A 25,012-nucleotide genomic window follows, 5' to 3' on the forward strand; every position below is an offset into this window, starting at 1 on the left:
GGTCTTGGCCGCATCGCCGGTTCCGTAGGGGCATCAGGACGGGAAACGGGGTCAGGTCCGGCGCGGCGACGCCGATCCTGCGCAAAAGCCTTGGGGCTCTATCATGTCGCCCTTATGGCGGGAAAGGCCCGCGCCTTCCCGCGCCGATAACGGACGGGTGAACGCCGGCCGTCTGGCATCCGCGCCTCAGCCGCCACGCTGCTCGCGCCGCACCAGCGCACCGAGCTTTGCAAGCGACTCGGCCAGCGCCTCGTCCTCGAAGGTGCCGATCTCGTGTCGCACGGCGGCGATGGTGGCCTTGTCGGGCTTCGGCGGCACCGGCGGCGGCGCGTGGCGCTGGGGCACAGGCCCCTGTCGAAGCATCAGGCGGCCGACGCAGCGCCAGCCGAAATAGGCGTTGATTCGCTCCACCACGATGCCGGCGGCATATTGCAGCTCGATGGCGTAGGCGCCTTCCACCCGCACCACGAGGGTCGCCGCCGCCCCGTCCTCCCGCGGCCATTGCAGCTTGAGGGGGATGCAGCGGGGCGCGAGGTCCGGGCCGACGATCTCGTCCCAATGGGTCACCACCTCCACCACCGAGAAGCCGGCGCGGCCGCACAGGTCGCTGATCCCCGGCGCCACGAAATCGGCGAGGGGGCGCGGGCCACGGTGGCGACGGGTGAAGTTCGAGGTGTTCAAGGCGTTTCCGGCACACGAAGGAAAGAGGGGTGGGCGAGGCTCTTGCCCCGGCACGCGGGCGCGGCCACCTTGGCCGCATGACATCCTCCCCCGCCGCACGCGCGGCCGCAAGCGGTGCCGGAAAACCCGGCGCCAAACCCGGCACGCCTGCCCCCGCCGCGCTCCTCGCCTGGTACGACCGCCACCGCCGCCGCCTGCCCTGGCGGGCCGAGCCGGGCCGGACGGCGGACCCCTACCACGTCTTCCTGTCCGAGATCATGCTCCAGCAGACCACGGTGAAGGCGGTGGGGCCGTATTTCACCGGCTTCCTCGCCCGCTGGCCCACGGTCTCCCACCTCGCGGCGGCACCGCTGGAGGAGGTGCTCTCCGCCTGGGCGGGGCTCGGCTATTACGCCCGCGCCCGCAACCTGCACGCCTGCGCGCAGGCGGTGGTGGCGCGCCATGGCGGGCGCTTCCCGGACGACGAGGCGGCGCTGCTCGATCTGCCCGGGATCGGCCCCTATACGGCTGCGGCCATCGCCGCCATCGCCTTCGACCTCAAGGCGAGCCCGGTGGACGGCAATATCGAGCGCGTCGTCTCCCGCCTTTATCGGGTGGCCGAGCCCTTGCCCGGCGCGAAGCCCCGCATCAAGGCGCTGGCCGCTGCCCTGACCCCCGCAGAGCGCCCCGGCGATTTCGCGCAGGCGATGATGGATCTCGGCGCCACCATCTGCACGCCGCGCTCGCCGGCCTGCTCGCTCTGCCCCTGGATGGAACCGTGCGAGGCGCGGGCGGCGGGGGATGCCGCGCTCTATCCGGTGAAGGCGCCCAAGGGCGACAAGCCGCGGCGGGAGGGCGTCGCCTTCCTCGCCGTGCGTGCGGATGGCGCGGTTCTGCTGCGTACCCGGCCGGACAAGGGGCTTCTGGCGAAGATGACGGAAGTGCCGTCCACGCCATGGGGCCCGAAGACGGAGGCGCCCGAGGCCCACGCACCGCTCAAGGCCCGCTGGCGGGCGCTGCCCGGCGCGGTGGAGCATGTGTTCACCCATTTCGCGCTGACGCTGAAGGTGCTGCGCGCCGACCTCCCCGCAACGGCACCCGCCCCCGAGGGGCACCGCTGGGTGACACCGGACGGGTTCGATGCGGAGGCGCTGCCCTCGGTCATGCGCAAGGTGCTCGCGCATCTCGACGACCGATGAGATGCGGTCCCTAGACGGACCTTGCATCGGGCGCCCCGAGCCTCGTAAAGCTAAGCCTGCGCTGGGAGACTTGGGGGCAAGAGATGCGGTTCGGACTGGCCGTTGCGGCCGTAGTGGCAACATGCGCACCGGTGTGGGCGGCGGATCTTGCGGTGAAGGCGCCTGTCCCTGCCGCCGCCGCGCCGATGTCCTGGCAGGGCTTCTATGCCGGTGTGACCGCCGGCGCGGTGATCGATGCCTCCAGCGTCACGCCTCAGCTCGGCGGCGCCTTCCTGCAGTCCGATCCCGTGCTGCATGCGCTCCAGTATGAGACGGCGCTGGGGAGCTCCTCCGCCGGCTTCAGCGCCGGGGCGACCATCGGCTACAATTGGCAGTGGAACGCGGTGGTGGCCGGCCTCGAGGCTGACTTCGCCTATGCCGACCGGAGCCAGGCCGGGAGCGAAATCCTCCCCTCGCTGGTCAATCCCGGCCAGTTCATCGTCAAGGACTATGCGCTGACCGGCGAGTGGTTCGGCACGCTGCGGGCGCGGCTCGGCTATGCGGTCGGGACGACGCTGCTCTACGCCACCGGCGGCCTCGCGGTCGGCAATGCGGGCAGCAGCCTTTTCATCGGCGGCGCCAACGGCGCGCAATATGCCTGGGCGGGTTCAAACTCCTCCACCCGCTGGGGCTGGACCGTGGGCGGCGGCGCGGAGACGCGCATCGACGCCCACTGGTCGGTGAAGGCGGAATATCTCTATGTGGACCTTGGCAGCAGCACCTTCCCGCTTGCCAACAGCCCGGGCAACCCGGTGCCGAACTTCGTCATCGCCGCATCGTCGGACTACGCCTTCAACGTGGTGCGCGCGGGCGTGAACTACCGCTTCTGAGCTATTCGGCGGCGATGCCCATCTCCGCCCGCAGGCGGGCGCGCAGGATGTCGATGGGGTGGCGGCGGCCTTCCTCTTCCACGTGCCAGAAGGTCCAGCCGTTGCAGGCCTCCGCCCCCTGGGCGAGGGCGCCGACGCGGTGGATGGAACCCACGTTCGGGCTGTCGGCCAGCGAAATGGTGCCATCCGCCCGCACCACGGCGCGGAAGCGGCCCTTGGCGTCGGTGAGTTCCGCGCCCGGCGTGACGAACCCGCGCTCCACCAGCGCCGAGAAGGCGACGCGCGGCGCTTCCCGCGCGCTCGGGGGGGCGACCAGAGCGTCTTCGGCCAGCGGCTCCACGGCATCGATGCGCGCGCGCGCCGCTTCGGCATAAGTCTCTTCGCGCTCGATGCCGATGAAGGACCGGCGCAGGCGCTTGGCCACCGCCCCCGTCGTGCCGGAGCCGAAGAAGGGATCGAGCACCACGTCGCCGGGCTTGGTGGAGGAGAGCAGCACGCGGGCGAGAAGCGCCTCGGGCTTCTGGGTGGGGTGGAGCTTGCGGCCCTTCTCGTCCTTCAGCCGCTCCTGCCCGGTGCAGAGCGGGAAGAGCCAGTCGGAGCGCACCTGCACGTCCTCGTTGCCGGCTTTGAGCGCCTCGTAATTGAAGGTGTATTTCGACTCCGCGCTGCGGGCGGCCCAGATCAGGGTCTCGTGCGCATTGGTGAACCGCCGGCCCCGGAAGTTGGGCATGGGGTTCGCCTTGCGCCACACGATGTCGTTGAGGATCCAGAAGCCCAGATCCTGCATCAGCGCGCCGACGCGGAAGATGTTGTGATAGGAGCCGATGACGAACATCGTGCCGTTCGGCTTCAGCGCCCGCCGCGCGGCCAACAGCCAGGCGCGGGTGAAGGCATCATAGGCCGCGAAGCTCTCAAACTGGTCCCAATGGTCGTCCACCGCGTCCACGCGGCTTTCGTCCGGCCTCTTCAGCTCGCCGCCGAGCTGGAGGTTGTAGGGCGGATCGGCAAAGACGAGATCCACCGAGCCGGCGGGCAAGGCCGCCATGCGGGCGATGGTGTCGCCGATCAGGATTTCATTGAGGGGGAGAGCACGGTCCCGAGCCGCTCCCGCAGGAGCCGCTCCCCGAGGGGCGGCCGGCGGGGCCGCCAAGGGGGCGATTGCGGGATACTCCGGACGACATTGACGCGCCGTCCGCCCGGCCGCCCCCTTGGCCACACTACGCATGACGCAACCCTACGCAACGCTTACTCACGAGCCTGAGGATGGCGGCAATGGGTTAAGGTGGCGTTTCCATGCGGCAGAAGATGCCGAAGATGCTTTTGCTGCAGTGCCCACAATTTTGCTGCGCTGGCTTCCGCGCCAACCGCCGACCTGCTATTCATGAAGGCGATAAACACGTCTGAAATGCTGGGAAAATGCCCGTCACGCAATCGGCAGGGCGGCGGGCTGCTGGCTGGCGGCGGTGTTGAACGGGCAGAGAATGGCGCAACCCGGGGGCGGGATTTCAATGGTCGGTTCATCACGTCCACTTTCGCTTGGTGCCAAACTCGAGCTGGACGATTTCAGGCCCTCCGGCTTCGATTTCATGCGACTGATCCTGGCGCTCTCGGTGCTGGTGCCCCACGCCGCGACGATCGCCCAGGGCGAGGCGTTCGGAGAAGAGTTTTTCAACGGCCCGTTCGCGCCCTATTTCCAGCTTGTCCTTCCGGCGTTCTTCATTCTGAGCGGCTTCCTCGTGTCTGGAAGCATGTTCCGCTCCAAGACCCTCGTCATGTTTGCCGGCCTGCGGTTCATTCGCATTTATCCGGCTCTGGTGGTGGAGGTCATCCTTTCTGCCTTCATCGTCGGGCCGCTGGTGACCATCCTGCCCCTCAGGGAATACTTCACCGATCCGCTGTTCTTCCGGTATCTCGTGAACGCCACCGGCCACATCACCTATTACCTGCCCGGCGTGTTCGTGAACAATCCGAAGCCGCTGATCGTGAACTGGCAGCTCTGGACCGTGCCGTGGGAATTGCTTTGCTACGTCTCGATCTCGATCCTGATCGTGCTCGGGGTGAAGCGGCGGCGCATCCTCGTGTTTCCGGCGCTGGGCCTGCTCCTGTTCTATTGCGTGTTCGCGGAAGTGATCCGCCCGGCGATGGCCGGGGCGGACCCTTTCGGTCCTCTGGTCGGGCATGTTTCGGGCCGCGAGCTGATCGTGTGCTTCCTGCTCGGCGTTGCCCTGTTTCTCTACAAGGATGACATTCCCTGGGACTGGCGCCTGTTCGTCCCCTCCATCCTGCTCGCCGTTCTTTTCACGACGTTCATCCCGCTCGGGCACTATGTCGGCATCATCTTCGCGGCCTACGCGACGATCTTCCTCGGCCTGTGCAATCCGAAGCGGCGCGCGTTCGTCGGGCTGAGCGACTATTCCTATGGCATCTATCTCTACGGCTACGTCATTCAGCAGTTCGTTGCAGACGTGCTGCCGTTCACCCGCGTCTGGTATCTGAACCTGCTCTTCGCGGTGCCGCTGTCGATCCTGTGCGGTGTCTTGTCGTGGCACTGCGTTGAGAAGCCGGCCATAAAGCTGCGCGGCAGTCTCAAGGTGCTCGAAGAGCATTGGCTTCGCCTGACCCGTCGGGGCGCGGAGACGGTGCGAGCCCGGGTCGGGGGGTAGGCCGACCGAATCTGATTGTCGGGCGGAGCAGCCTGCGGCCCCTCCGTCCGCCCTCGCCCAGCGTCAGACAATCCGCGCCCTATCGCGTCACGGCCTTCACGATGGCCTCGGCGACCAGTTCCGCCATGCAGGCGCGGCCCTCGGCGGGGGAGCGGGCGGAGGCCTGGAGGTAGGAGGTGGCGCCGTATTGCTGCACCACGTTCATGCGCTCTTTGTCCGACACCGCGTCGATCTGCTTCACGATGCGGCCGTAGAGGTGCTCGTGGTCCACGCCCGGCACGAAGGGCGGGTCGATGAGCACGAGGTCGATGTTGCGCCCGCGCAGCCAGTCGGCGGCCTGTTCCAGCGTGTGGGCGAAGCTTTCGGGATCGGTGGCGGCGAGCGCGTCGGCCGTGCCCACCTGCCAGATGATAAGGTCCGGCGCCACCCGCTCCACGGCCGAGCGGATGCGGCTGAAATCATCCCGGGCGAGGCCCTGCGTAAAGCCCTCGTCGATGATGGTGAAGGTGATGTTCGGCAGGCGGTTGCTCAGTTCCGTCTCGAGCCGGCTGCGCTTTTTCTCAGAGAGCGCCTGCCGGTCAGGCTGGGGGCCGATCATCAGGATGCGCACGGGGGCGGAGCGGTCCACCAGCCGCTCGGTGCGGGACAGATCGCTGTCGAAGGCGAGGAAGATGTCCGGCACGCGGCAGGCGCTGGAGATGGTTGCCCCGGCCGTCAGCGGGCACAGCATCAGCCATGCGGCGAGAAGAGCGCCGGCCGCGCGCTTCACGGACGGGGCGCGAGCGCCGCGGCCGGAGAAGCCGGAGCCGGCGCCGCCTGCCGGGCGGGGGCGCGATCGCCGCGCTGCCATTCGAGTGCCCATGCGAGGGACCACTGGAGCGAGAAACCTGCCGCAATGATTAGCAAATCCACACTCAACGCGCCATCGGCGAGGGGGCGCACCACCTGCGCGCCGAGGCTGAGCACGGTGCCGAGGCAGAACACCGGCAGCGCGTGGCGGCCCATGAGGATCAGCGGCGCCGCCGACGGGCTCGTCTTCAGCCACGCCTCCAGCGGCAGGCGCGACACGCAATAGGCCAGCGCCAGCACGTGCAGAAGGCGCGGCAAAGCGAGGTTGGTCTTGTCGAAATCCCACAGGAAGGGCGGCACGGGCGACAGATCCGGCGTCACCGGATAGCCGAGCACCGCCCACACCAGCGCCACCAGCAGATAGAGGGGCGCGGAGACGTCCAGCACCTGATGGGCGGCCGAGCGCAGCCCCCGGTCCATCAGCGCGCCGATGACGAGGCCGCAGGTGAACAGGAGCTGCCACGCCAGCGGATTGAAGAACCAGCCGCCCGGCCCGGGCCACACCGGCAAGGCGAGGTCGGCGATCTGGGTGACGAGATAGAGCGTGAGCGAGGCCGCAAGGGCAAGGCCCAGGCTGCGCCGCGCCAGCAGCAGCAGGATCGGCGCCAGCAGCAGAAGCCCCACATAGAGCGGCAGGATGTTGAGATAGCCCGGCTGGTAGGTGAGCAGGCCGATGCCCACGAGGGATTCCAGCGGATATTGCGGGATGATGTCGAGGTGCATCCATTCGAGCATGCGCTCGTCGCCGGTGAGCACCACGAAGCCGCCCACCACCACCACCGACATCACCACCAGCACGAGGTGAGCGGCATAGAGCGTGAACGCGCGCATCCAAACCCGCGCGGTGGTGCGCACGCGCTCGCCGGCGGAGAAGGGGCGCAGATAGGCGAAGGCCGCGGAAATGCCGGCAAGGAAGACGAACAGCTCGGCCGCGTCCGAAAAGCCGAAATTGCGATAGGTGAAGCCGCCGAGGACGTGGCCGGGAATATGGTTGATGAAGATCGTCAGCAGGGCGAAGCCCCGCCAGAAATCGATGCTCACCAATCGTTGCCCGGTCTGCGACACGCTCACGAGCCTCCCGATTGCCATCCGACGCGCCCGGAAGGGCGCCATATGGCGGGCAATGCACCGGGGGCCGGAAGGTTCCGCCCTGCCGATGAGTCATTGCGCCGCACGACATGCCGGGGAAGGCTGGCGCGCGGCGGTGTCGGAAGTGTGAATCCCGGCCGGGACGACGGTAAATTGCGGTAACGGCTACTCCGCCGCCGCCTTCAGCTCGAGCACGGTGGGCAGCCCGTTCATCTGCGCCAGCACGTCGGTGATCTGCGGCACGTTCTTGGAGCCGTTGCCGAGGCCTTCTGCGGCGGCGTAAAGGTTCTTCACCGTGGCGCTGATGAAGGCGGACGCGCCGGTGTTGGTGGCGAGGTTCGTCACATAGCGCATGTCCTTGTGGGCATTGGCGATGGTGAAGCGGTGGGCGTTCACGTTCGCCTCCAGCACGTAGCCCATGAAGGTCTGGTAGAAGCCGCAATCCATGCGCGAGCCGCGGATGACGCTGTCGAACACCTCAGCCATGACCCCCACCTTGCCGGCGATGGCCAAAGCCTCGGCATAGATGGCCCCGTAGCCCAGCGACAGGAAGTTGTTGAGCAATTTCATGGTGTGCCCGGCGCCCGGCGCGCCCACCCGCACGATGCGGCTGGCGAAAGCCGCCACCACCGGCTCGATCACCGCGAAGGCCGCATCGTCCGCGCCAACCATGGCGGAAAGGGCGCCCTCCTCCGCCTGGATGGGCGTGCCGCCCAAGGGCGCGTCGCAGAGGAAGATGCCGTCCTGCGCCAGCTTCTCCGCCAGCGCCATAGTCAACGTCGGCTCGGAGGTGGAGGTGTCGATGATGTGCAGGCCGGCCTTGGCGGCCTTCAGGATGCCGTTCTCGCCGTTGAGCACCTCGTCCACCTGGGGGGCGCCGGTGACGCAGAGCACGATCACGTCGCACTGCGCCGCCATCTCGGCCGGCGTCTTCACCTCGGTGGCGCCGCGGGAGACCAGATCCTCCACCGGAGCGCGGTTGCGGTGGCCCATCACGGCGAGGGGAAAGCCCTTGGCGAGGATGTTCTTGGCCATGCCGTGGCCCATGAGCCCGACCCCGATGAATCCAACCCGCGTCCCTGCCATGGCATCCTCCCGGTTCGTATCGTCACGGCTGTCGTTGCCGTTGTCGCTAAATCGTTTAGCATGGCGGAAAGGACGGCGCGAGACGCGACAGATCCGCTATAGGGATGGCCCATGGACGAGACGATTCCTCCTCCGCCGGGTGATGCCCCGGCCGGTGCCGCTCCGGCCGGCGTTCCCATTGGCAAGGTGACGCTCCAGGGCCTCGCCCGGGAGCTGGGCCTGTCCACGGCCACCATCTCGCTGGCCCTGCGCGACAGCCCCATGGTCGCCGAGGCAACGCGCCTGAAGGTGCAGGAGGCGGCGCGGGCGCGGGGCTATGTGGCAAACCGCGGCGCCGCCGCCTTGCGCACGGCGCGCACCAACATCGTCGCCCTCGGCCTGCATGACATCGTGAACCCCTCCTTCACCGAGCTTCTGGCGGCGGTGGAGGATGCCCTCTCCGAGGCGGGCAAGACCGTGCTGCTCGGCGTCAGCCAGGAAGACGTGGCGCGCCAGACCCGCACGCTGGGCACGCTGGCCGAATATCGCCCCGATGCCTTCCTCGTCTCGCCGGCCGCCCATTCGCGGGTGGAGGATCTGAAGGCGCTCGCCTCCACCGGCATCGCCGTGGTGCAGGTGACGCGGGAGATCGAGGGCTCCGGCTTCGACTTCGCGGGGTCCGACGACGTGACGGGCGTGGCGCTGGGTGTCGCGCACCTCGTTGCGCTGGGGCACCGGCGCATCGGCATGATCGGCGGCTTCGGCGCCATCTCCACCGGCCGCAAGCGCTTCGCCGGATACAAGGCGGGTCTTGCCGCCGCCGGCATCCCGCTTGATCCGGCGCTGGTGATGGAAGGGCCGGGCCTGCGCGCGGAAGGCCGCAAGGCCATGGCGCGCCTCCTCGCGCTGGACGAGCCGCCCACCGCCGCCGTGTGCTTCAACGACCTCTCCGCGTTCGGCGCGCTGATGGAATTGCAGGCGGCGGGCCTTCTCGCGGGCCGCGATTTCTCCCTCGTCGGCTATGACGACATCGAGGAGGCGCGGGTCTGGTACCCGCCGCTCACCACCGTCCACACCTTCATTCCCGAATACGGGCGCGCTGCCGCGACGCTGGCCTTGAAGCGCATCGCCGATCCCGGCCGGCCGGTGGAGCGCGCGGAGATGAAGCCCGAGCTGGTGGTGCGCGCCAGCACCTGCGCCCCCGTGCCGGTGAAGCGCCGGCCCCTATGATCGTTCCGGTGTCCGAGGCCGACGATCCCCGCATCGCCGGCTTCCGCGAAGTGCGCGAGCGCGATCTCGTGGGCCGGCAGGGCGGCTTCATGGCCGAGGGCGAGGTGGTGCTGCGGCTGCTGGCCGGCCGGCTGGGAACGCGCGGCGGTCATCGGCTCACCTCCGTCCTGCTGTCGCAGGCGCAGGCGGAGCGGCTTTCCGACCTCATCGCGGCGTTGCCGGAAGACCTGCCCGTATATGTGGCGCCGCAGGGGGTGATGGACGCCATCGTCGGCTTTCCCATCCATCGCGGCATCCTCGCGCTGGGGGCGGCACGGCCGCTGCCGGACGTGGGCGCGCTGCTCGATGGCCTCGGGCCCCGGGCGCTGGTGGTGGCGGCCCTCGGCCTCACCAATCATGACAATATGGGCGGCATCTTCCGCAACGCCGCCGCCTTCGGCGCCGATGCGGTGATCCTCGATGACGCCTCCTGCGATCCGCTCTACCGCAAGGCCATCCGCGTCTCCGTGGGGGCGAGCCTCGTGGTGCCGTTCGCCCGGGTGCGGGATGCGGGCGTGCTCATAGAACTGCTTTCCGCGCGGGGTTTCGAGGCAGTGGCGCTGTCGCCGTCCGGGCGGGAGACGCTCTCGCGCCTCCCCCGCCCGCCACGCGTCGCCGCTTTGTTCGGCACCGAAGGGCCTGGCCTTCCGGCGGACGTGATGGCGCGGGTGCGCACGGTGGCCATCCCCATGGCGGCCGGCTTCGACAGCCTTAACGTCGCCACCACGTCGGGGATCGTCCTGCACCATCTGGCGGGGGTGTGAGCCCGCCTCCGCCCCTCAATGTCCGCGGGAGGCGAGATGGCGGTGCAACGTGGAGCGGTGGATGCCGAGGCGGCGGGCGGCGCGGGAGATGTTGCCGTCGCACTCCTTGAGCGCCGCATCCATGGCGGCGCGAGTGACGCTGCCGAGATCGCCGGAGAGGGCAGACGCATCCGCCGCCGCATTGGGGGCCGCGAACGGGTCTGAACCCGCGCTGCCCATGGGCGGTACCGCGCCGCGCAGATCGCTTGTCCGAACGTCGGCCGGCAGCGCCTCCGGCCCGACCGTCTCGCCGGGCTCGGCCAAGGCGAGGAGCACCTTGAGCACGCCGGTAAGCTGGCGGAAATTGCCGGGCCACGTATGGCGCGCCAGCACCTCCCGGCACTCGGGCGAAAGAAGCGGCGCGTCCGCCCCCGGCCCCGCCATCTCGCGCCACAGCCGCTCCACCAGCGCCTCGCGGTCGGCGAGGCTGCGGAGCGGGGGCAGCGTCACGGTGTATTGGGCGATGCGGAAATAGAGGTCGGCGCGGAAGCTGCCCTGCTCCACCAGCATCTTGAGATCGCGGTGGGAGGCGCAGACGAGGGCGAAGTCCACCTTCACCGCCTTGCCACCGCCGAGCGGCGTCACCTCCCGCTCCTGCAGCACCCGCAGAAGGCGGCTTTGCAGGCCGAGCGGCATGTCGCCGATCTCGTCGAGGAAGAGCACGCCGCCGTCCGCCTCGCGGAACAGGCCCTTGAAGCCGGCGCGGCGGGCGCCGGTGAAGGCGCCGTCCTCATAGCCGAACAGCTCGGATTCGATGAGGCCTTCCGGCAGCGCCGCGCAGTTCACCGCGGCGAAGGTGCGGTCCGCGCGCGGTCCACGGGCGTGGATCTGGCGGGCGAACACTTCCTTGCCGGAGCCGGTCTCGCCCTGGATCAGCACGGGGACGCCGGCATTCATCAGCCGGATGGCGCGCCCCAGCGCCTGCTCGGTCTCGGCATCGAAGCGCGGGCCGGCGGGGGCCGCGACGGGCGTCGGCGGTGGGACGGGCACCGGGGCGGCCCGCAGGGGCGCCGGCGCCTGCCGCTCCAGCCGCAGCATCACGGGGCCGTTGGGCGTGCGGGCGCGGCGGGCATCGCCCGGGCGGCCGAGGCTGCCCTCGAACAGCTCGGAGAAGCGCCGCGCGCCCAAGGCGTCCCAGCCGAGGCCGAGCAGCGCAAGGGCCGGGCGGTTGGCGGCCACGAGGCGATGATCCTCGAACACCAGCACGCCCTCGCGCGCGGTGCCGAGGAAAGAAGGGTCGGCGTGGAAGCGCACCACGTCCCGGCCGGGGAAGGCCCCCTCGAACATGCGGTGCTCCACCTGCCCCACCGCCAGCTCCACCAGCGCCAGCGCATGGAGATGCGGCACGGCGGAGGGGCCGGAAAGGTCGAGCAGGCCCACCAGTTCGCCGAACGGATCGTGGATGGGCGCGGCGGCGCAGGTGAGGATGCCGTGCGGCTCGGCATAATGCTCGGCGCCGCGCACCTCGATGCCGCGGCGCTCGATCAGCGCCGTGCCGATGGCATTGGTGCCGCTGTCTGCCTCGCTCCAGCTCACGCCCGGGCGCAGGGCCACCTGCGCGGCGCGGTCGGCAAAATCGGCGCTGCCCACGGTGTCGAGCACGAGGCCGGCGGGATCGGTGAGGATGACGATGCCGCCCGCCGCGCTGGCGCTCAGGTGCAGCGCCTCCAGCTCCGGCCGGCAGCGGCGGCGCAAGGCCTCGTAGCGTTCGCGGCGGACGGAGAGTTCGCCCTGCGTCAACGGCTCGGCCTTAAGCCGGCCGCCCACGGGCAGGCCGCGCTCGGCGCAGCGGGTCCAGGAGCGGATGATGGGAAGGGCGAGCGCCTGCTCCGCCCCGGGCGCGCCGGAAAAGAACCGGCGGCGGGCGGTGAGCAGCTCGTCCGGCGGGGGCACCGGCGAGAGGGGCGGAAATGGCGCAGGCATTCGTCCCTCGGCTCGTCTCGCTTCCCTGACGCGACATTATCGGCGCCGACTGTCGCATTTTGCGACAGGTGTCGCGGCACCCTGTTCTTATGCGCGACAGTCTCGCACGACTATTCGCCGGCCGTAAAGTCGGGCTTCTGCGTAGGCCCGCGAGGTGCCGTCAAAATCAAGTTTTCACAGCATCTTCCCGCACCGCAAATAAAGGCGTGCGGCGCACATTCGAGAACTGGCACGACCGGTGCAAATCCTCCGGCACCATCACGGGAGGAAAAAATGAACAGCCCCGCCTTTCTTTCGAGCGCCCACACCTCGCCTTTCAAGCCCCGCTACGGCAACTTCATCGGCGGCACCTTCGTCGAGCCGGTGAACGGCCGCTACTTCGAGAACACCTCCCCCATCACCGGCAAGGTGATCTGCGAGGTTCCCCGCTCCGACGAGCACGACATCGAGCGCGCGCTGGACGCCGCCCATGCCGCCAAGAAGGCCTGGGGCCGCGCCTCCGCCGCTGACCGCGCGCTGGTGCTGCTCAAGATTGCCGACCGCCTGGAGGCCAATCTCGACCTCCTCGCCCGCGCCGAGACCTGGGACAACGGCAAGCCGATCCGCGAGACGACCCTGGCCGACATCCCGCTCGCCATCGACCATTTCCGCTATTTCGCCGCCTGCGTCCGCGCCCAGGAAGGCACGCTGGGCGAGATCGACCACGACACCATCGCCTATCACTACCATGAGCCCCTCGGCGTGGTGGGCCAGATCATCCCCTGGAACTTCCCCATCCTGATGGCCGCGTGGAAGCTCGCCCCGGCGCTGGCCGCCGGCAATTGCGTGGTGCTGAAGCCCGCCGAGCAGACCCCCGCCTCCATCCTCGTGCTCGCCGAGCTGATCGCCGACCTTCTGCCCCCCGGCGTGCTCAACATCGTCAACGGCTTCGGCCTCGAGGCCGGCAAGCCGCTGGCCTCCTCGCCGCGCATCTCCAAGATCGCCTTCACCGGCGAGACCGGCACCGGCCGGCTCATCATGGGCTACGCCGCGCAGAACCTCATTCCGGTGACGCTGGAGCTGGGCGGCAAGTCGCCGAACATCTTCTTCTCCGACGTGGCGGCCGAGGACGACGACTTCCTCGACAAGGCGGTGGAAGGCTTCGTCATGTTCGCCCTCAACCAGGGCGAAGTCTGCACCTGCCCGAGCCGCGCGCTGGTGCAGGAGAGCATGTTCGACAAGTTCATGGAGAAGGCGCTCGCCCGCGTCGCCGCCATCAAGCAGGGTTCGCCGCTCGATCCCTCCACCATGATCGGCGCGCAGGCCTCCTCCGAGCAGATGCACAAGATCCTGTCCTACATCGACATCGGTCGTGCGGAAGGCGCGCAGGTTCTGGCCGGCGGCGAGCGCAACGTGCTCACCGGCGAGCTGGCGGACGGCTTCTACGTGAAGCCCACCGTCTTCCTCGGCAAGAACAACATGCGCATCTTCCAGGAAGAGATCTTCGGCCCGGTGGTCTCCGTCACCACCTTCAAGGACGAGGAAGAGGCGCTGCACATCGCCAACGACACCCTCTTCGGCCTCGGTGCCGGCGTGTGGACCCGAGACGGCTCGCGCGCCTACCGCGTCGGCCGCTCGATCGAGGCGGGCCGCGTGTGGACCAACTGCTACCACGCCTACCCGGCCCACGCGGCCTTCGGCGGCTACAAGCAGTCCGGCATCGGTCGCGAGACCCACAAGATGATGCTCGACCACTACCAGCAGACCAAGAACCTCTTGGTCAGCTATTCGCCCAAGAAGCTCGGCTTCTTCTGATCGGCGATCCCGAGATCATTTCAACGCTCCCCGAAAACGTTGAAATGATCCGGTCTTTGTTGCGACGCGTTTTCTTCACGCGAACCGGTCTCCACTTCGCTTGAAAACGCTCCAGACTTGCCCCCTCCCGGGGCTTCACCGGGGGTGGCCGTGGCCCCGCGCGCGTTAAGTTTCACCGTCCCATCGGCGCGCGCGGTGGCCTCAAAAAGCGGCCATCCCCGGCTTTTCCTTTGCGTGAGTGACTAAAGAAAAACACGGAGGGCCGACAGCCATGCGCTTCGACCGCAGACCCGTTTCCCCCGGGTCTGCGGCGTCGGTGGTTGTGCGGCTGGTGCTTTTGGCGTTGTTTTCGCTCAAGCGCCGCGCGGGCTTCACGCGTTTCTTTCGCTCAGACGCCGCGCGGGCTTTAGACGTTGCTTTCGGTCAGACGCCGCGCGGGCTTTAGGCGTTGCCTTCGCTCGGACGCCGCGCGGGCTTCAGGATTTCAGCCGGTCGAAGGTGCGGCCCATCTCCTCGCGGCTCACATGGGCGATGATGGCGGGGTCGAGCACGTCGGCGCCGGCGCGGAAAGCGCCCTCGGCGTCGGGGTGGGAAAGCGCGATGCGCAGCGCGCCGAGGAGATCGTAGAGCGCCCACGGCTTGCCGGCATCGCGCAGGGCCGATTGCAGCGCCCCCTGCACCAGCGCCCGCACGGTACGGTGGCTCTCGGAGACCGGCACCTCGTCCGCCTCCCCCTCCAGCGCGGCGATGCAGGCCTCGGCATCGAACGAGACATGGCCGCGGCAGGCCAAAGGGCGCACCGGATAGATCACGCAGATGCCCTCGGCGAGGAACGGGCATTCCGCGCCGAGCGCCATGGTGCCGGAGGCGGCGGGGTTTGCCCCCTGCGCGGCGGCGAGACGGGCGGGCAAATCGATGCCCACCTTGCGGAAGCCCTCGGACATGGCGCGGACATAGCGCGCCACCATCAGCACTTCCGGCATGGTCGCCGCCACCTGGATGCGGCAGCAGGTGCCGCAGCCCTTGTGGCAGGCGAGCGGCGGCAGATCCTTCGTCTGCTCGTTGACATTGTGCTCGTAGCTGGAAAAAGCCTGCATCCAGAGGCGATCGAGAAGCTCGGCCGAGGCCGCGTGGGCCTCAAGCGTCGCGCCGAAGGCGGCATGCTGGGCGCGGAAGAAGGCGGCGGGGCCGTCGGATGCGGTCTCTGGCTCAGAAGCGATCGCCACGGCAAGCCTCCAAAAATGCATCGCGCCCCAAACGGGCGATCCGGCACGCTGGCGAAAAGCCGCAGCCGGAGCATTGAGATGGAACAAGCTATGTACGATCGGGAATAGCCGACAAGTCCGGGAATCTGCGTAGAGCCCCGCCCTCCCGTGTCCGGAGAGGGCGGGAAGTGCCCTCAGAAGTAGGTCGCCACCCCGGTGGTGTGTTCCACGGAGGGGGGAGAGACGAAGTAGGGGCTGACGAGGCGGCGCCACTCCTGGAACTCGGGCGAGTTGCGGAAATGGACCATGTGGTCCTCGACGCTCTCCCAGGTGACCAGCAGGGTATAGCGCGTGGGCGTCTCGACGCCGCGGGCCAGCGACATGCCGATGCAGCCGCGCGATTTCTGGAAGTGGGGCGCCGCCTCCCTCACCGCCGCCTCGAAGGCCGCCTCGGAGCCTTCCTTGATGTCGAGCGTGGCAACCTCATAGACCATGTGCGCTTCCTTGCGTGATACGGCGGCCGTCCGCGCCGCCGGCGGCGGAGATTAAGGCGTCTGGCGTCTCAAGCAAACCTTGCCAAGCACGGCGGGACACGGCACATCCGCTCGATCGATTGCGAACGCGAGCATTGCCATGGCCCACTGGCTCTACAAGTCCGAACCCTTCAAATGGTCCTGGGAGATGCAGGTGAAGGCGGGCGCCAAGGGCACCCACTGGGACGGGGTGCGCAACCACCTCGCCAAGCAGCAGATGCTCGCCATGAAGATCGGCGATACCGGATTCTTCTACCATTCCAACGAGGGCAAGGAGATCGTCGGCATCGTCGAGGTCATCAAGGAAGCCTATCCCGACCCCTCCGACCCCACCGGCAAGTTCGTGATGGTGGACATCAAGGCGGTGAAGCCGCTCAAGACGCCCGTCACCCTCGCCGCCGTGAAGGCCGAGCCGCGGCTCGCCGAAATGGCCCTGATGAAATTCTCCCGCCTCTCGGTCCAGCCGGTGACGGACGAGGAATGGGCGCTCGTGTGCGCCATGGGCGGCGTGAAGGCGTGAGCCGCGCGATCAGCGATCCCGCCGCCTTCATCCGCGCCGAAACCCGCCTGCGTCCGGTGCCGCTGGTGCCGGAGGTGTCTCTGCATGTGGCCGACGAGGCGGTGCCCATCTGGCATCGCACGGAGGAGGAACTGGGCGAACTCGGCCTGCCGCCGCCCTTCTGGGCCTTCGCCTGGGCCGGCGGACAGGCCCTCGCCCGGCATGTGCTGGACCATCCCGAAACGGTGCGGGGAAAGCACGTGCTGGATTTTGCCTCGGGCTCCGGGCTCGTGGGCATCGCGGCCATGAAGGCGGGGGCGGCGGGCGTGACCTGCGCCGACATCGACCCCTTCGCGGTGGCCGCCATCGCGCTGAACGGGGAAGCGAACAGCGTCGTGCTCTCCCCCACGCAGGACGACCTGATCGGCCGCGACGATGGGTGGGACGCGGTGCTCGCGGGTGACATCGCCTATGAGCGGGACCTGGCGGAAAAGGTCTTCGCCTGGCTCCTCGCCCTCGCCGGGCGCGGCGCGACGGTGCTCATCGGCGATCCCGGCCGCACCTATCTGCCGAAGGACCGGCTGGTGAAGCTCGCCGAATACTCGGTTCCGGTGACGCGGGAGCTGGAGGACATGGAGATCAAGCGCACGGCGGTGTGGCGGCCGGCGTGAGGGGGGCGCGCCCGCTCCCCGGACAAGCGACGGCGCAGCCGGAGCGCTGATCCGGGGTCCAGCGCAAGAGTTCCGCGCAGCGGGCAATGCCTGAGGATGCTTGGGTCAGGAAGCGCCTTCGGCGGTCCCTTGCGCTGGGCCCCGGCTCGCATTGCGCTGGCGCTCCATGCGTCCGGGGCGCGGAAGACCGCCTAACGCGATCACCGCCATCACCGACCCAGAAGGCGGCTCAGCACTCCACCCGGCTCGGGCAGAACGCCTTGTGAAGCGCGGCGATCACCGCCAGCACTTCCTCCCGCGCGATGCGATAGAACACGCTGGTGCCCTCGCGGCGGGCTTCCACAAGCCCATCCGACCGCAGGCGCATGAGCTGCTGCGACATGGGCACCTGCTCGATGGCGAGTTCGTCGCGGAGCTGCGCCACGGACTTCTCGCCATCCACCAGCGCGCACAGAACCAGCAGGCGCTGCGGGTGGGACAGGCTGCGCATGAGTTCGGCGGCCCGCTCGGAGGCCGGGATCATTTCAACAACATTCATAGTCTTGAATTTATGATAATTGAATGTTAGATGCAATGCCAACGCGGGGAGGCCCGCACGAGAGGAGCGCCCAGAGAAGCGCTCCAACGGAGCAGGATAATGTCTGTCGATCGCATCGTCATGATGTTTGCGGGGTTCATGGTGCTGGCGTCGCTCGGCCTGGGCCTCACCGTGTCGCCCTATTTCTTCTGGCTGACCGCCTTCGTGGGCGCGAACCTGATGCAGGCGTCCGTCACCGGCTTCTGCCCGGCGGCCATGCTGCTCAAGAAGCTGGGCGTGAAGCCCGGCGTCGCCTTCAACTGAACGTCCTGATCTGACCCCCGCCCGGCGCGAGCCCGGGCAGAGAGAGCCACCATGTCCCAGCGCTTCCTCCCGCCCGCCGCGGCCCTCGCGGCGGCGATGGCCGCCCTTGTGCCCGTTGCCGGCGCCACCTTTGCCCGTGCGGCCGATTTCACCGTGCGCAGCGTGGAAGTGCCGGAGCTGAAGGGCGTGTTCGGCGAGGTGAAGAGCCGCACCGTGGTGCCCGCCCGCGCCCGCATCGGCGGCACGGTGCGTGCCGTCTCTGTCTCCGAGGGCGACAGCGTGAAGGAGGGCGACGAGATCGCGCTGGTGGTGGACGACAAGAACGCTCTCACCCTCAACGCCGCCGACGCCAAGATCAAGGAGCTGAAGTCCCAGCTCGACAACGCCAGGACCGAGCTGGACCGCGCCCAGCAACTGCTCGCCCGCGGCGTCGCCAGCCAGGCCCGGCTTGATACCGCGAAGACCCAGTTCGATGTCGCCACCAACCAGGTGACGGCCGCAGAAGCGGACCGCGCCGTGATCCTGCAGCGCGCCCGCGAGGGCGCGGTCATCGCCCCCGCCGATGGCCGCGTCCTCACCGTTCCGGTCACGCCCGGAAGCGTGGTGCTGGCCGGCGACGAGATCGCCCGCGTCGCCTCCGGCCCCTATTATCTCAGGCTCTCCTTGCCCGAGCGCCATGCCACCTCCATCCGCGAGGGCGGCACGGTGCGCATCGGCGAACGCGGCATCTCGCAGGACAAGGCCGGCTCGCCAGCCACCGCCCGACCTGGCCGCATCGTGAAGGTGTATCCGGAAATCGCCGCCGGCCGCGTCATGGCCGACGTGGAGGTGGACGGCCTCGGCACTTATTTCGTCAACGAGCGCACCCTCGTGTGGGTGGAGATCGGCAAGAGGGCCGTGCTCGCCATTCCCGCGACGCTCGTGCGCACCGAGCACGGCATCGATTACGTCACGCTGGTGACGCCGCGCGGCCCGCTCGACGTGCCCGTCATCCTCGGCGAGCGCTTTCCCGGCGACGGCGGCGAACGGGTGGAAATCCTCACCGGCCTCAAGGACGCGGACGTGATCTCCGCGGCGGGGCGCTGATCATGAGCGAGACCTCCCCCGACACCCGCCCTCTCGGCATCGCCGGCGTGCTCACGCGCACCTTCATCGCTTCGCCTTTGACGCCGCTGCTGCTGGTCGCGGCCTTCGCCTTCGGCCTCATCGCGCTCATCACCTTGCCGCGCGAGGAGGAGCCGCAGATTTCCGTGCCCATGGTGGATATCCGCGTCTCGGCCCAGGGGCTGAAGGCCGAGGATGCGGTGAAGCTCGTCACCGAGCCGCTGGAAACCATCGTCAAGGCCATCGACGGGGTGGAGCACGTCTATTCGCAGACCGAGGACGATGGCGTCCTCGTCACCGCACGCTTCCTCACCGGCACCAGCCCGGACGCCGCCATCCTGCGCGTCCACGAGAAAGTGCGGGCCAATCTCGACCGCATCCCGGTGGGCATCACCGAGCCTTTGATCGTCGGCCGCTCCATCGATGACGTGGCCATCCTCGTGCTCACCCTCGTGCCCAAGCCGGACGCGGCCGGGCGCTGGACCGCTAATGATCTCACCCGCGTGGCGCGGGAGCTGCAGGCCGACATCGCCAAGCTGCCCGACATCGGCCTCACCTACATCGTCGGCGAGCAGCCGGAGGAAATCCGCGTCGCGCCCGATCCCGAGCGCCTGTCCCTCTACGGCATCACCCTCGCCCAGTTGCAGGGCAAGCTCGAAGGCGCAAACCGCACCTTCAACACCGGCACCGTGCGCGAGGCCAATGGCCAGCGCACCCTCGTCGCCGGCCAGACGCTTCAGACCCCTTCCGAGATCGGCGGCATCCTGCTCACCTCCCGCGACGGACGCCCCGTCTATGTGCGCGACGTGGCGGACGTGAGCCTCGCCACCCAGCCGGCGGAACATTACGTCACCCATATCGAGAAGGGGCCCGAAGGACTCACCCGGCGCCCGGCAGTGTCGCTCGCCATCGCCAAGCGCCCCGGCACCAATGCGGTGGTCATCGCCGAGGCCGTGCTGCGCCAGATCGAGGCCGCGCACGGCTCCGCCCTCCCCGCCGACGTGGAGGTGAAGGTCACCCGCAATTACGGCGAGAGCGCCAACGAGAAGGCCAACGAGCTGCTGCTGCACCTCGGCCTCGCCACCGTCTCCATCGTCGTGCTGGTGGGCTTCGCCATCGGCTGGCGCGAGGCGCTGGTGGTGGCGGTGGTCATCCCCACCACCATCCTCCTCACCCTCTTCGCCGCCCGCCTCATGGGCTACACGCTGAACCGGGTGAGCCTGTTCGCGCTCATCTTCTCCATCGGCATCCTGGTGGACGACGCCATCGTCGTCATCGAGAACATCGCCCGCCACTGGGCCATGAAGGATGGCCGCTCGCGGGCGCAGGGCGCCATCGACGCGGTGGCGGAGGTGGGCAACCCCACCATCGTCGCCACCCTGACCGTGGTGGCCGCCCTCCTGCCCATGCTGTTCGTCTCCGGCATGATGGGCCCCTACATGAGCCCCATCCCGGCCAACGCCTCGGCGGCGATGGTCTTCTCCTTCTTCGTCGCCGTCATCCTCACCCCCTGGCTGATGCTGCGCATCGCGGGGCGGGCAGGGAAAGGTCACGAGGTCCATGCGGAGGCCGCCGACGGAGGCCGGCTGGGGCGCTTCTATGTGCGGGTGGCGAAGCCCATCCTCGCCTCCCGCGCCCGGGCGGGTGCCTTCCTCGCCACCGTGGGGGTGGCGACCCTCGCGTCCCTCAGCCTCTTCTATACCCACGCGGTGACGGTCAAGCTTCTTCCGTTCGACAACAAGACCGAACTGGCCGTCATTCTCGACATGCCGGCTGACACCCCCGTGGAACGGACCGAATCCACGCTGAACACCCTGGTGAACGCGCTCTCGGACCTGCCCGAATCCGTCTCGTTCGAGACCCATGCCGGCACTGCCGCGCCGTTCAACTTCAACGGATTGGTGCGCCATTATGGCCTCCGCTCCGCCCCGCGGCAGGGGGACATCCAGATCAACCTGAAGGCGAAAAATGAGCGCTCGCGCACCAGCCATGAGATCGCTTTGGATGTCCGTAACAGACTGAAATCAATCGCACTTCCACCGGGCTCGTCGCTCAAGGTGGTCGAGCCGCCCCCCGGCCCGCCGGTGCTGTCGACCCTCCTTGCCGAAATCTACGGCCCGGACGCCGAGACCCGTCGCGCGGTCGCCCGGAAGGTTCGGCAAGCCTTTGAAAACGTTCCCTTTATCGTGGACGTGGACGACAGCTTCGGCACGCCGGGCGAGCGCGTCCGCCTCGCCATCGACCAGGACAACCTCGAATTCTACAAGGTGGAACAAGGGGATGTGTACGACGCCATCCGCTCCATCTTCGCCGGTGGCACCCTGGGCTATTCCCACCGCGGCAACGGCCGGGCGCCGATCCCGATCCGCCTCCAAATGTCCAAGGGAAACAAGGTCGTAGACGAGCGTACCCTGGCGACCCCCGTGCCCGCCAACGCCCTGCCCGGCGGCCGCGGCGTGGTGGAGCTGGGCGACGTGGTCCGGGTCCTCCGTGAACCCGCCTCCTTCCCCATCTTCCGCCACAACGGCCGCCCCGCCGAGATGGTGACGGCCGACCTCGCCGGCGCCTACGAGGCTCCCGTCTATGGCATGCTGGCCGTGTCCAAGGCCTTGGCAGACATGGATTTTGGAGATCTGCCGAAGCCGGAGATCGCCCTCCATGGCCAACCCTCCGACGAGGCGAAACCGACCCTTCTCTGGGACGGCGAGTGGGAAGTGACTTGGGTCACCTTCCGCGACATGGGCGGCGCCTTCATCGTCGCCATCCTCGGCATCTACATCCTGGTGGTGGCGCAGTTCGGCTCGTTCAAGCTGCCGCTGGTGATCCTCACGCCTATCCCCTTGACATTCATAGGGATCATGACCGGCCACTGGCTGTTCGGCGCACCCTTCTCGGCGACCTCAATGATCGGCTTCATCGCCTTGGCCGGCATCATCGTGCGCAACTCCATCCTGCTGGTGGACTTCATCCGCCACGCCCGGACCCCCGGCCGCCCACTTGAGGAGGTGCTGCTGGAGGCGGGCGCCATCAGGTTCAAGCCGATCCTGTTGACTGCGCTTGCGGCGATGATCGGCGCGGCGGTGATTCTGACCGATCCGATCTTCCAGGGCCTCGCCATCTCCCTTCTGTTCGGCCTCGCCTCCTCCACGGCGCTGACCGTGCTGGTCATTCCCGCCATCTACGTGGTCCTGAGAGGCAAGCCCGCGGAAGAACCACGGGGGGCGTGACGCGGAACGGTGGACAGCCGGAAAATCGCGTGCTCGCCGGGATTTTCCCCGCTTGACAGCATGGGGCCCCAAATCATAAATGGCGCCTCCCATGGTTCGGGGCCGTAGCTCAGATGGGAGAGCGCTGCAATCGCACTGCAGAGGTCAGGGGTTCGATTCCCCTCGGCTCCACCAGTTAAATTCCATAAACATCTGAAATATAACGGCAATTCTCGTCGACGGGGAATCGTGCCCCAGCATCTGCCCCAGCACGAGCATTAGCTCGTGGGTGGTCTGTGATGGACACAAGCGGGATTTGCCGGGATCAGGCGGGACGGCGGCCCTCAGGCCGCCTCCCATACCCGGTTCAGGATCTGAGCAGCGAGTGCGGCCTTGTCCTGCGGGAGGAACCGGCCGTAGCGGCTCGCGACCATCTCGGGCGTGTCCTGAATGGCGTAGCTCGCCTGCTGGTAGGAGCCCGTCACCTTCAGGATGTGCGTCGCCAGGACATCGCGGACGTTGTGCGGCCCATGGGGCAGAAGCCCCTTGATGGCGCCGCGCTCGGTGTAGGGATTGTAGATGCCATAGCGCTGGATCGTGAGCCGCCACGCTTCATAGAACGTGTTCTGGCAATAGGCCGGATCCGCCGTCTTCGCCTTCACCGATTTGACGAAGAAGGTGCGGGGATCAGAGGCTCCGCGCAGGAGCACCTTCCGGTGCCGGTCGATATAGGCGTCGATGTAGTGATAGAGGCTGCCGAGGTCGGGCAGCACCAAGCGGAACGGCTTCGAGCCGAAATAGGACGAGGTGGCGTTTTTGAAGGCGCACGCAGGAATGAACACCTCCCATCCCTGATCCCGCTCGCTCCAGCGCAGCTCTCCTCGTTTTGCATCCTCAAGTTGGCGTTCTGTCGCCGGTGCCCGCCCTCGCGGGCAGACGAGAAGTTGCCTCAAGTTTTTCTGCCGCAGGCCGAGGCGGATCATGAGGAACGAGCGAACCGCCTCGGCTGCGGCTATCGGATAGCGCTTGGCGTCGGGCATGAGGCGGAGAATCTCTGCGGGGATCTTCAAATACTCCCGCACCGGGCTCTCGGCTTCGAGCACTGCCAGGATCGGCTCGAACGGGTCGCGATGGACGCGTACGACGCGTTTGATCTCAGGCACCCGGGCGTGCGCGTGCTTCTGGAGAGCATCGCAGGCGCCTTCCCAATCTGCGCGGGCCCTCGCGATGTCTGCCTCGGTGATGAGGTTGGGGATCGGGTGCAGCCGGTCGGCGAGCGCCGGATGTTGCCGGATCCATCCTGTGTCCTTTCTCGTGAAGGACAGCCCGAGTGCCAGCATCTCCGACTCCCAACGTGTGAAGAAGCCTCGCCGGCGTTCCCGCCATTGCACGTACCAGTCCCACACGATGGGGAAGACCAGCAGCCCGAACGTGAGGTTTTCGAGCGGGACGCCGAAGCCGCGGACTGCCCCACTCGGTGTGGCGGCCAGGGCGCCGAACATCAGACCGAAATGCTCGATCCGCTGGGATGCTGTCTCGTCACCCCAGACGCCGCTACGCTGCAGGCCGAAGCTTGTGAGCGTGGATGTTTTGAACCGAACAAGCTGCGCCATCTTGGCCGCGAGCCCTGCGGGAGCGTCGGTGATGGTGCCAGAAAGGTCCGGATCAAGGTCCGCCGTGTCCCTTCGCGCTTCGGCGGCAGAGCGGCGGTTGCGCAGCTTCTTCGACTGAAATTCCGGGAAGCGGATCGCTTAGGGGGTCTTCATCGCGGCGGCTTGGTCCTGCCGATATTCGGTCGCGCCTGTGATGACGACGCGCTGAACCCATTCGAGGATCTCCTCGCGCTGTCGAAGCGGGCGGTGGTCAAAATCGTCGGGGAGGTGCCAGGCGAGCCGGCGCCGTTCAGCCCGGTCGATGCCCGGAGTTTCCTCGATGACGGGCTCCGGTCAGCCATCGGAAGCCTTAGAGCGGAGATAGCCCGTAGGTAGCCGGTAGCGCCGATCCAAAAAGTCCAAGGCACGGAGGCTGTCGGCTGTGCGGGGTATCTTCCGGTCGCGCAGCCACATGCGGATGGTGGTCACAGATACGGGGCAGCCGCCTGCGGCCAGCACTCTTTCGAGGTAGCACGTCGTTTCGCTGTGCCTTTCCATATGAAGGGCGAGTGCCTCGGCAAAGGTCGAGGGGTCATCCCAATCGCCTTCTCGGGCGGCGGGGAATTCGACAATGGCTTTGGGCTTCGGTCCGGTCTTCCAGTCGCGCTCCTTTTCGCTGGGAGCACCTCGCTTTGGCAGGGGTCCGGCGCGGGCGGCTGGTGGGGCGGCCCAGCTGCCTCGACGGAGGCCGGCGCCGGCCGCTTGGGCCGGGTGGACCGCGCCCAGCGGCTCCTCGAAGAAATTTGGCGAGCAAGCGCGTTCACCACAGGGGCCAGCCCGGCGCCAGCTTTAACCAGAACCTCCGCCTCAATACCGCACGATCCTGCAATCCGGAGCCAATCCGGCGCACCTCGCGGTCCAGGCGGCAATTCACCTTCGGCCAGCAGCAGGAGAAGGTAGGAGCGGAAAGCGGCCATCTCGCGGGGCGGGAGCAGCCCGGCCCCTCGGACCTGACAGAACTTCACAACCATCCGCGCGAACTGCGTCTTAGGTCTACCGATCATCCTGCCGGTCCCTTGCCGGCCCGACTGTCGGCGAGGGCCGCGCTATGACCATGATTCACGCTGCAGCTGGAAGGGGGCTCTGAGCGGTATTATGTGGATGACGACAGAGGCCTT

At 68.0% G+C, this 25,012-nt stretch carries 21 protein-coding genes and 1 tRNA gene; 12 read left to right on the forward strand and 10 right to left on the reverse strand.

What is annotated here, in order from left to right:
- Nucleotides 1-186: 186 nt before the first annotated feature.
- Nucleotides 187-681 (reverse strand): DUF721 domain-containing protein, encoded by a 495-nt coding sequence (locus ACT54R_RS09075; RefSeq protein ID WP_476325533.1) that lies wholly within the window; start codon nucleotides 679-681, stop codon nucleotides 187-189.
- 77 nt (nucleotides 682-758) lie between these two features.
- Between ACT54R_RS09075 and mutY the strand changes: the two genes are divergently transcribed.
- Together mutY and ACT54R_RS09085 are read left to right on the forward strand one after the other, a co-directional pair.
- Nucleotides 759-1,859: an A/G-specific adenine glycosylase gene (gene mutY / locus ACT54R_RS09080; protein WP_476326442.1), complete on the forward strand. Its 1,101-nt coding sequence runs from the start codon at nucleotides 759-761 to the stop codon at nucleotides 1,857-1,859.
- Between the two features lie 83 nt (nucleotides 1,860-1,942).
- A complete protein-coding gene (locus ACT54R_RS09085) occupies nucleotides 1,943-2,728 on the forward strand; it encodes an outer membrane protein (protein ID WP_476325535.1) in 786 nt (261 codons plus the stop codon).
- 1 nt (nucleotide 2,729) lies between these two features.
- Here ACT54R_RS09085 and ACT54R_RS09090 read toward each other — a convergent pair whose 3' ends face one another.
- Nucleotides 2,730-3,953 (reverse strand): DNA methyltransferase, encoded by a 1,224-nt coding sequence (locus tag ACT54R_RS09090; protein ID WP_476325537.1) that lies wholly within the window; start codon nucleotides 3,951-3,953, stop codon nucleotides 2,730-2,732.
- Nucleotides 3,954-4,194: 241 nt separating this feature from the next.
- Here ACT54R_RS09090 and ACT54R_RS09095 point away from each other — a divergent pair, with 241 nt between their 5' ends.
- A complete protein-coding gene (locus ACT54R_RS09095) occupies nucleotides 4,195-5,391 on the forward strand; it encodes an acyltransferase family protein (protein ID WP_476325539.1) in 1,197 nt (398 codons plus the stop codon).
- Nucleotides 5,392-5,470: 79 nt separating this feature from the next.
- Here the strand turns inward: ACT54R_RS09095 and ACT54R_RS09100 are convergent, their stop codons facing one another.
- The 3 genes from ACT54R_RS09100 to ACT54R_RS09110 form a co-directional block, all read right to left on the reverse strand.
- Nucleotides 5,471-6,160, reverse strand: coding sequence for an SGNH/GDSL hydrolase family protein (locus tag ACT54R_RS09100; RefSeq protein WP_168458378.1), 690 nt, complete (start codon nucleotides 6,158-6,160; stop codon nucleotides 5,471-5,473).
- The gene (locus ACT54R_RS09105; protein WP_476325541.1) at nucleotides 6,157-7,281 is read right to left on the reverse strand and encodes an OpgC family protein; all 1,125 of its coding nucleotides are present in this window, start codon (nucleotides 7,279-7,281) and stop codon (nucleotides 6,157-6,159) included. Before ACT54R_RS09105 ends, ACT54R_RS09100 begins: the two co-directional genes overlap by 4 nt.
- A 213-nt stretch (nucleotides 7,282-7,494) precedes the next feature.
- Nucleotides 7,495-8,508: an NAD(P)-dependent oxidoreductase gene (locus ACT54R_RS09110; RefSeq protein WP_476326444.1), complete on the reverse strand. Its 1,014-nt coding sequence runs from the start codon at nucleotides 8,506-8,508 to the stop codon at nucleotides 7,495-7,497.
- An 18-nt stretch (nucleotides 8,509-8,526) separates the two neighbouring features.
- Here ACT54R_RS09110 and ACT54R_RS09115 point away from each other — a divergent pair, with 18 nt between their 5' ends.
- Nucleotides 8,527-9,624 carry a LacI family DNA-binding transcriptional regulator gene (locus tag ACT54R_RS09115; RefSeq protein WP_476325542.1) on the forward strand — a complete coding sequence of 366 codons (1,098 nt, stop codon included), beginning with the start codon at nucleotides 8,527-8,529 and terminating at the stop codon, nucleotides 9,622-9,624.
- Nucleotides 9,621-10,427, forward strand: coding sequence for a TrmH family RNA methyltransferase (locus ACT54R_RS09120; RefSeq protein WP_476325544.1), 807 nt, complete (start codon nucleotides 9,621-9,623; stop codon nucleotides 10,425-10,427). Before ACT54R_RS09115 ends, ACT54R_RS09120 begins: the two co-directional genes overlap by 4 nt.
- A 15-nt stretch (nucleotides 10,428-10,442) precedes the next feature.
- Here ACT54R_RS09120 and ACT54R_RS09125 read toward each other — a convergent pair whose 3' ends face one another.
- Nucleotides 10,443-12,389: a sigma-54-dependent Fis family transcriptional regulator gene (locus tag ACT54R_RS09125; RefSeq protein WP_476325546.1), complete on the reverse strand. Its 1,947-nt coding sequence runs from the start codon at nucleotides 12,387-12,389 to the stop codon at nucleotides 10,443-10,445.
- Nucleotides 12,390-12,662: 273 nt separating this feature from the next.
- Between ACT54R_RS09125 and adh the strand changes: the two genes are divergently transcribed.
- Nucleotides 12,663-14,183 carry an aldehyde dehydrogenase gene (gene adh, locus ACT54R_RS09130; RefSeq protein WP_168458384.1) on the forward strand — a complete coding sequence of 507 codons (1,521 nt, stop codon included), beginning with the start codon at nucleotides 12,663-12,665 and terminating at the stop codon, nucleotides 14,181-14,183.
- 476 nt (nucleotides 14,184-14,659) lie between these two features.
- Here adh and ACT54R_RS09135 read toward each other — a convergent pair whose 3' ends face one another.
- Both ACT54R_RS09135 and ACT54R_RS09140 read right to left on the reverse strand, forming a co-directional pair.
- The gene (locus ACT54R_RS09135) at nucleotides 14,660-15,409 is read right to left on the reverse strand and encodes a YkgJ family cysteine cluster protein (RefSeq protein WP_476325548.1); all 750 of its coding nucleotides are present in this window, start codon (nucleotides 15,407-15,409) and stop codon (nucleotides 14,660-14,662) included.
- Between the two features lie 173 nt (nucleotides 15,410-15,582).
- Nucleotides 15,583-15,882 carry an antibiotic biosynthesis monooxygenase family protein gene (locus ACT54R_RS09140; RefSeq protein WP_168458385.1) on the reverse strand — a complete coding sequence of 100 codons (300 nt, stop codon included), beginning with the start codon at nucleotides 15,880-15,882 and terminating at the stop codon, nucleotides 15,583-15,585.
- 139 nt (nucleotides 15,883-16,021) lie between these two features.
- Here ACT54R_RS09140 and ACT54R_RS09145 point away from each other — a divergent pair, with 139 nt between their 5' ends.
- Both ACT54R_RS09145 and ACT54R_RS09150 read left to right on the forward strand, forming a co-directional pair.
- Entirely contained in the window at nucleotides 16,022-16,441 is a 420-nt protein-coding gene (locus ACT54R_RS09145; RefSeq protein ID WP_476325550.1) for an EVE domain-containing protein, read from the forward strand.
- On the forward strand, nucleotides 16,438-17,091 hold the full coding sequence (locus ACT54R_RS09150; RefSeq protein ID WP_476325552.1) for a class I SAM-dependent methyltransferase: 654 nt from the start codon (nucleotides 16,438-16,440) through the stop codon (nucleotides 17,089-17,091). The genes ACT54R_RS09145 and ACT54R_RS09150 overlap by 4 nt, the downstream gene beginning before the upstream one ends.
- A gap of 229 nt (nucleotides 17,092-17,320) precedes the next feature.
- Here the strand turns inward: ACT54R_RS09150 and ACT54R_RS09155 are convergent, their stop codons facing one another.
- The gene (locus ACT54R_RS09155) at nucleotides 17,321-17,614 is read right to left on the reverse strand and encodes an ArsR/SmtB family transcription factor (RefSeq protein ID WP_476325554.1); all 294 of its coding nucleotides are present in this window, start codon (nucleotides 17,612-17,614) and stop codon (nucleotides 17,321-17,323) included.
- A gap of 114 nt (nucleotides 17,615-17,728) precedes the next feature.
- Here ACT54R_RS09155 and ACT54R_RS09160 point away from each other — a divergent pair, with 114 nt between their 5' ends.
- The 4 genes from ACT54R_RS09160 (at nucleotide 17,729) to ACT54R_RS09175 (ending at nucleotide 22,437) form a co-directional block, all read left to right on the forward strand.
- The gene (locus tag ACT54R_RS09160; RefSeq protein WP_168458389.1) at nucleotides 17,729-17,932 is read left to right on the forward strand and encodes a YgaP family membrane protein; all 204 of its coding nucleotides are present in this window, start codon (nucleotides 17,729-17,731) and stop codon (nucleotides 17,930-17,932) included.
- A gap of 51 nt (nucleotides 17,933-17,983) precedes the next feature.
- Nucleotides 17,984-19,018 carry an efflux RND transporter periplasmic adaptor subunit gene (locus tag ACT54R_RS09165; RefSeq protein WP_476325556.1) on the forward strand — a complete coding sequence of 345 codons (1,035 nt, stop codon included), beginning with the start codon at nucleotides 17,984-17,986 and terminating at the stop codon, nucleotides 19,016-19,018.
- Nucleotides 19,019-19,020: 2 nt separating this feature from the next.
- Nucleotides 19,021-22,263 (forward strand): efflux RND transporter permease subunit, encoded by a 3,243-nt coding sequence (locus tag ACT54R_RS09170; RefSeq protein WP_476325558.1) that lies wholly within the window; start codon nucleotides 19,021-19,023, stop codon nucleotides 22,261-22,263.
- A gap of 98 nt (nucleotides 22,264-22,361) precedes the next feature.
- Nucleotides 22,362-22,437 (forward strand) — tRNA-Ala (locus tag ACT54R_RS09175).
- A gap of 149 nt (nucleotides 22,438-22,586) precedes the next feature.
- Here the strand turns inward: ACT54R_RS09175 and ACT54R_RS09180 are convergent.
- Nucleotides 22,587-23,855: a hypothetical protein gene (locus ACT54R_RS09180; protein WP_476325559.1), complete on the reverse strand. Its 1,269-nt coding sequence runs from the start codon at nucleotides 23,853-23,855 to the stop codon at nucleotides 22,587-22,589.
- Nucleotides 23,856-25,012 lie beyond the last annotated feature (1,157 nt).

This window comes from Xanthobacter sp. DMC47, assembly GCF_056313845.1.

Bases quoted from the DNA above. Each gene is read 5' to 3' on its own strand.
- mutY (WP_476326442.1), top strand. From the start codon at position 759: ATGACATCCTCCCCCGCCGCACGCGCGGCCGCAAGCGGTGCCGGAAAA.
- ACT54R_RS09085 (WP_476325535.1), top strand. From the start codon at position 1,943: ATGCGGTTCGGACTGGCCGTTGCGGCCGTAGTGGCAACATGCGCACCG.
- ACT54R_RS09090 (WP_476325537.1), bottom strand. From the start codon at position 3,953: ATGCGTAGTGTGGCCAAGGGGGCGGCCGGGCGGACGGCGCGTCAATGT.
- ACT54R_RS09115 (WP_476325542.1), top strand. From the start codon at position 8,527: ATGGACGAGACGATTCCTCCTCCGCCGGGTGATGCCCCGGCCGGTGCC.
- ACT54R_RS09120 (WP_476325544.1), top strand. From the start codon at position 9,621: ATGATCGTTCCGGTGTCCGAGGCCGACGATCCCCGCATCGCCGGCTTC.
- ACT54R_RS09125 (WP_476325546.1), bottom strand. From the start codon at position 12,389: ATGCCTGCGCCATTTCCGCCCCTCTCGCCGGTGCCCCCGCCGGACGAG.
- adh (WP_168458384.1), top strand. From the start codon at position 12,663: ATGAACAGCCCCGCCTTTCTTTCGAGCGCCCACACCTCGCCTTTCAAG.
- ACT54R_RS09140 (WP_168458385.1), bottom strand. From the start codon at position 15,882: ATGGTCTATGAGGTTGCCACGCTCGACATCAAGGAAGGCTCCGAGGCG.
- ACT54R_RS09145 (WP_476325550.1), top strand. From the start codon at position 16,022: ATGGCCCACTGGCTCTACAAGTCCGAACCCTTCAAATGGTCCTGGGAG.
- ACT54R_RS09155 (WP_476325554.1), bottom strand. From the start codon at position 17,614: ATGATCCCGGCCTCCGAGCGGGCCGCCGAACTCATGCGCAGCCTGTCC.
- ACT54R_RS09160 (WP_168458389.1), top strand. From the start codon at position 17,729: ATGTCTGTCGATCGCATCGTCATGATGTTTGCGGGGTTCATGGTGCTG.
- ACT54R_RS09165 (WP_476325556.1), top strand. From the start codon at position 17,984: ATGTCCCAGCGCTTCCTCCCGCCCGCCGCGGCCCTCGCGGCGGCGATG.
- ACT54R_RS09170 (WP_476325558.1), top strand. From the start codon at position 19,021: ATGAGCGAGACCTCCCCCGACACCCGCCCTCTCGGCATCGCCGGCGTG.
- ACT54R_RS09180 (WP_476325559.1), bottom strand. From the start codon at position 23,855: ATGGCGCAGCTTGTTCGGTTCAAAACATCCACGCTCACAAGCTTCGGC.